At 52.5% G+C, this 5,470-nt stretch carries 2 protein-coding genes and 4 pseudogenes; 4 read left to right on the top strand and 2 right to left on the bottom strand.

All coding sequences use genetic code 11. The annotated features are described in order from the left end of the window. Positions 1–300: pseudogene (locus tag BG74_RS16505) on the top strand (SUI1 family translation initiation factor); the annotation flags it as partial. 542 nt (positions 301–842) lie between these two features. Then, positions 843–1,392 (top strand): annotated as a pseudogene (locus tag BG74_RS12835) (2-keto-3-deoxygluconate permease); the annotation flags it as partial. A gap of 111 nt (positions 1,393–1,503) precedes the next feature. Here BG74_RS12835 and BG74_RS03795 read toward each other — a convergent pair. Both BG74_RS03795 and BG74_RS03800 read right to left on the bottom strand, forming a co-directional pair. Then, positions 1,504–3,438, bottom strand: a complete 1,935-nt coding sequence (locus tag BG74_RS03795; RefSeq protein WP_066596709.1) for an exoribonuclease II — start codon at positions 3,436–3,438, stop codon at positions 1,504–1,506. Positions 3,439–3,613: 175 nt separating this feature from the next. Continuing rightward, positions 3,614–3,897, bottom strand: a pseudogene (locus BG74_RS03800) (CbbBc protein); the annotation flags it as partial. 887 nt (positions 3,898–4,784) lie between these two features. Between BG74_RS03800 and BG74_RS12840 the strand changes: the two are divergent. Next, complete coding sequence (locus BG74_RS12840; RefSeq protein ID WP_187202579.1) at positions 4,785–4,934, top strand: hypothetical protein; 150 nt, start codon at positions 4,785–4,787, stop codon at positions 4,932–4,934. Between the two features lie 208 nt (positions 4,935–5,142). Continuing rightward, positions 5,143–5,470, top strand: a pseudogene (locus BG74_RS20445) (PTS maltose transporter subunit IICB); the annotation flags it as partial.

Genomic DNA, 5,470 nt, shown 5'->3' on the forward strand with positions numbered 1-5,470 from the left:
GTCCAGGGGGTGGTAGCATCATGCGATTGCAGAATCTAACCAGCGTTAGAAAAGGCAAAGAGGTGTGTCTGATTACCGGCCTGGATTAGGACGATGCCGCGCTGCAGGATCTTGCCAGCGAGCTGAAAAAGAAAAAATATGGTATCAGCGGGACGGCGATGAAAGAGGGTGTAATTGAAATCCTGGACGATAAGAGCGACTTATTAAAACAGCTATTGGAAAGCGCGGAGTTTAAAGGTCAAGATAGCGGTCGGAAACAGCCGCACCACCCGCCTTGTGCGCTGTCCCAATGAGGATTAGTTCATTGGGTAACGGATATTAATCGACCTGATGGCCGAGAATCCCGCCGATAGTGCCAATAGCGGTGTTGCTATTGCGTTTCGACTAATTCGAGTACTAGCTCAGCTAAAGCGAGGGGTTACTGCCTGCCAACGCCGCGGCGGCAATACGTTTGGAGATTGAGCTCATCATAGAAATAATTATAGACTTATCCGCAAAATTTATCTTGTCCTGAATATAATAAGATTTATATTATAAAATATAATATAAATTTATCTTTTTTGAATAATATGAAATTTCCCTCCTGATTCCAGTCTGTTACGTTTCTTGACAGTCAGATAGCAGATCGATGCCCGATCTTCAGCCGGTTTACCTATACCAGACTGGTGCAGCGGACCAGGCAATAACCTTATCGTCGCGTGAGACAAGGCATGCTAAACAGTTTGAAACAACAGGCGCTGGAGGAGAATTTGACGCTGCTGCAGCAGTAGCTGGTCACCTGTACCTAGGTTAATGTCAGCATGGAGGATGTTCAGCTATTCTGATGGTGATTAAACCGTCAGGGGTCAATATACCCGCCCTCCATCATGCAGCAGTACGGCAGCAAAGAAGAAGTGGTGCTGATATCGTTAGAGTCCTGGCCGCCGATGACCATAATTATAATCGGTACGGAGGGTATCACTCCCTTTGAGACGTAGGTGTTCATCGGCACGGTATTACCCTTTATTATTAGTTTCGTGCTGTGGGCAATCTAGACTCAGCGCTGTTGGAATTTTTCTCCAGCGCGGTACAAATGCTAATCCCTTTCTTTGCCTTCGCGTTGGGTAATATCATCAATCTGGCAGTTATCTCCCATATCGGGTTGCTGGGTTCTCATAGGCATTATGGTGATAATGATTACGGGTATCCCTCTGATTCTGGACGACTGTCTAATCGGCGGATCCGGAACCGTCGGCATTGCCGCATTCCAGTACTTCCTCGCCGGCAAAGGCACTACAATTTGCCTCCATAAAACTGGCGGAAACCTCGGTAATAGTCACCATTCTATTGCCTATCATTGTCGCGATTTTCTCCCGCTACGTTAAGCGGGCTTCTGCCGGCCCAGACGGGTGATAACCGGGCGATGAGCGACGGGGCGGCGGGAGCGCATTTGTCCCATAGCTACATGGTTGGGCGAAAAAAACGCACTGCCAGGGAGGTGCGAGGAAGACCTCCAGCTGTCGGTTAGACCGGGCGGGCAATGACAGAGCGGTTTTCCATTCTGACTTCGGCTAGGGTGACGTCAAGAGTATCGCCTTGACGATAACGTTCCTCACCTTTCACCTGCACGGTGCCGGTGTCCTGGCTACAGACCAGCTCATCGCGTACGCTGTGAATAAAAGGGGCGGGGATGAACGCCACCGCGCCGTTATCCAGCAGACGCACCCGCATACCGCTGCGCGAGATATCGATTATCTCCGCCGAGAAGCGGCTGTTACTTCCAGCTTTCGACTGTAGGAAACGGGCATAAAGCCAATCCCCCATATCTCGCTCCGCCATGCGGTTTTGCCGACGGCGTTTGGCGAGGCGTAACGTCACCTCTTCACCAGGCCGTTCGGCTTCGCCGACGCCGATCAGCGCCTTCAGCAGACGGTGATTTAGCATATCACCGTATTTACGAATAGGCGAAGTCCAGGTTGCGTAGGCATCCAACCCCAGACCGAAGTGCGGGCCAGGCACGGTGCTGACTTCAGAGAAGGTTTGGAAACGGCGGATGCGGTTGTCCAAATAAGCAGTGGGCATGGCGTCTAGCTGACGGTGCAGAGCGCAAAATCCTTCCAGCGTCAAAAGTTCGCCAGGCTCCACATCGATATGATGATCGCGTAGGATGGTCGCCGCCTGATCCACCAATAACGGGTCGAAACCATGATGCACATTGTACAGTCCGTAGCCTAAGCCGTCGCGTAATACGCGGGCGGCACAGACGTTTGCAGCGATCATAGCCTCCTCGATCATGCGGTTGGCGATGCGGATCGGCTCGATGACGATATCGTCCACGTTGCCTTTTTCATCGAGCACGAAGCGATAATCGGGGCGATCCCTGAACACCAGCGCGTGATGCTGACGCCAGGCACTGCGGGCTTGGCAAACGTCATGCAGCATACGTAGCTGATTCGCGATGGCGTCGTTCTCCGGTTTCCACGAGCCGGTATTTTCTAGCCAGTCGGAAACATGGTCATACGCCAATTTGGCCTTGGATTCTACCCAAGCGATAAAGAAACGCGCGTCATCGGCTATAGTGCCATCCTGGTGTAACGTAACCCGACACACCAACGCCGGGCGCCGTTCGTGGGCACGAAGCGAGCAGAGATCGTCGGATAGCGCGTGTGGTAGCATCGGAATGCTGAAACCGGGCAAGTAATTGGTAAAGGCGCGCTCACGGGCGATACGATCCAGCTGGCTGCCGGACGGCACCCATGCGGTCGGATCTGCGATGGCAACGGTCATAACCCAGGCGCCGTCCGGTGCGCTGGCCAAATGGATGGCGTCGTCCATATCTTCGGTGCTAACGCTGTCTATGGTGATAAAATCCAGCGCGGTGAGATCGTCGCGTGCCGGTCCGTCCTCCTGCATGGCAATCCCTTCCGGCATTTCCGGAGCGGCACGCTCAAGATTATGGCGAGCTAGGGTGACCAACCACGGTGCGAAATGGTCATCAGTTGTGGCGACCAGTGCGGTGATTTCCGCGTAAAACTGGCGATCGCCTTTTAGCGGGTGACATCGCATTTCCGCGACCGCCCAATCGCCTGTTTGGAAGGTTTGGTTGACGCCGCGTTGCGGCCGGGTTTGGATAACCTCTTTAATCAGCCGGTGGTCCGGCACGACGGTCATACGGTCATCTTTCACCTGAACCCGACCCACAAAACGCGTCAAAAACGGCTCGGTAAGCTCTTCCGGCTCCACAATTTCCCGGTCTTTCTCCGTGTGTACTACGGCAGTGATTTTATCGCCGTGCATTACTTTTTTCATAAAATGGGGAGGAATGAAATAGCTTTTTTGGGCGTCGACTTCGAGGAAACCAAACCTTTTCTCTGTGCCTTTTACCACGCCTTCGACACGTGGTGTCTGAGAATGTAGTTGCTGTTTTAGCTGAGCAAGTAGCGGATTGTCTTGAAACATAATGTCCGGAAAATTGGATTAGAGTGGGCCTTAGTTGCGGCAGACAGCTTTATACGCGATTCGGTCTTCGGCGGCAAGCCCTACCGGTCATATAAAAAACTGCCCGCGGTAAACAAAAGGTGCCGGCGACGAAACTTGGCAGCGGTCAGCGGATTGGTTTACGGATGGATAAGTAAGCCGCCAGGTTTCCGCCAAGGGTAATCAGTACCTTTTACCTCATCGCGCAAGATAGTCTGCACGGTATTATGCGCCACGCCCCGCTGGCGTGGCAAAGGCGAAGTGCGCCGCCAGGCTATCTAATAGCCCCTCCGACGGGTTTTCGTCTATGCCCATGGTGCGGTTGCCCTGCACGTTGCTATGACCCCAAACCGGGCACAGACAGGCGCCCAGTTTGCTGAGTAACAACTGCAGATTGACGATTTCGTGCACTGTTGCCACGGAGTGCTTATGTTGAGTGATCTCCATCGTACAGGCGCATAATGACGCGCTTGGCACCGCGGTAAATTTTTACGATTTCGTGTAAATCCTGCTCGCTCAGGCCGGATTGCTGGATTATCTGCTGCCAGGAGGAGGTGGCGTCGGCGGCGAGGTAGTCATCTACACCGTAGGTGTTAATAAAGGTGTCATCGAAAATGCCGTCCTCCCCGCTCGCTAAAAACTGGTGATGGTCTCAAGCAGCGCTTTGACGATGCCGCTGCCATATTCTTCCCTCATGTTGTAGGCTACAAGTAGCGCGAGCTGATGCTCCCATACCCGGATTTTGAGTGATGACTTCCAGCGTTTTTTTTCAGATCGGCGAAACGCTCAAGCTCGTGCTTGCGCAGATTGTTGAAGCTAACACAATGCTGGCACCGTGGTCGGCGGCTTAATGCAGGCTGTGTAACATGCCCGGATGAGTTGCCGGAATTTTGTCGAAAAAACAAAATCGCGTCGGCCATTCTCGAAATCGTCAAAGCGAACGGTACATTTACCGACGACGATGCTTTGCTTCAGGCCGCTGCCTCTAGCCTTATGGCGCATGTTGGAACAGTCGGGGAAATATTGGTGCTAAACATGTGGCCGAACAGCTGATAGAGGCTGATAGAGGCTGATAGAGGCTGATAGAGGCTGATAGAGGCTGATAGAGGCTGATAGAGGCTGATAGAGTAGGAGGCTTCATTGCCGGCGCGTCCGGAGGTGTAGGAGCTCCAACTGATCGGGATGCGCCATATCTTACAAATGGCTGGCGATAGGAGTGAAGGTGTCCTCTCAACGAATGGGTAGGTATTTATCGCTCTCGGAGTTATAGCGCAGCGGCTCCGTCAGACTCTCTTGATATTTCAGAAAATAATCGCTTTGCTAATAGAGTGGCTAATGGTACGTTGGGAGAAAAAGCCGCATCCATCGCCTTGCGCGTGGCTTACCAACTCACCGTATTGGCGCCGTTTTTACAAAAGCTGAAGGTGCCGTCATTATCTACTCAGGCGCAGTCCGGACAGTTGGCCATTTTGAATTAATTTATGCTTAGCAGACTGAGGATGTTTTTAAATGTTCGTTTGCTGTCCCAGTACATGTAATCTTATTAATATTCCTGGCTACCAACCCCACCCATTACCCTCGCCGCCGTTGACGTTGTCGCATACTGACCGAATCGCTCAACGAGGAGTAAGTGGTCCGCGTGATAAAAGAGATAGCAGCAAAATTCATTGGTTCGGCAAAGCGCTGATGATGCCGATTTCGGTGATCGCCACCGCCGGGATTTTTCTTGGGCTGGTGGCGGCGATGTAAAACCTCGCAGTGATAGGTTTCATAAGCTTGCATATAGGGTGAGCACGTCGCTGGCAGCACAGTCTATTACCCAGGCCACCACGACTCTGGCGGCTCTGACCAGGCGTGGCATGTCGCAGACTGAGGAACTGATGTACACGGCGCAGTTCACCCAGACGCTGGTATTTTTCCTATAATAGGAGCGTCCTCGGCGGAGTGATCGCCGGCCTGGTTACGGTGGCATTGCATAATCGTTTCTATACCGTAGTGCTGCCGACCGCCATCA

Source organism: Sodalis-like endosymbiont of Proechinophthirus fluctus (assembly GCF_001602625.1).
GTDB lineage: Bacteria > Pseudomonadota > Gammaproteobacteria > Enterobacterales > Enterobacteriaceae.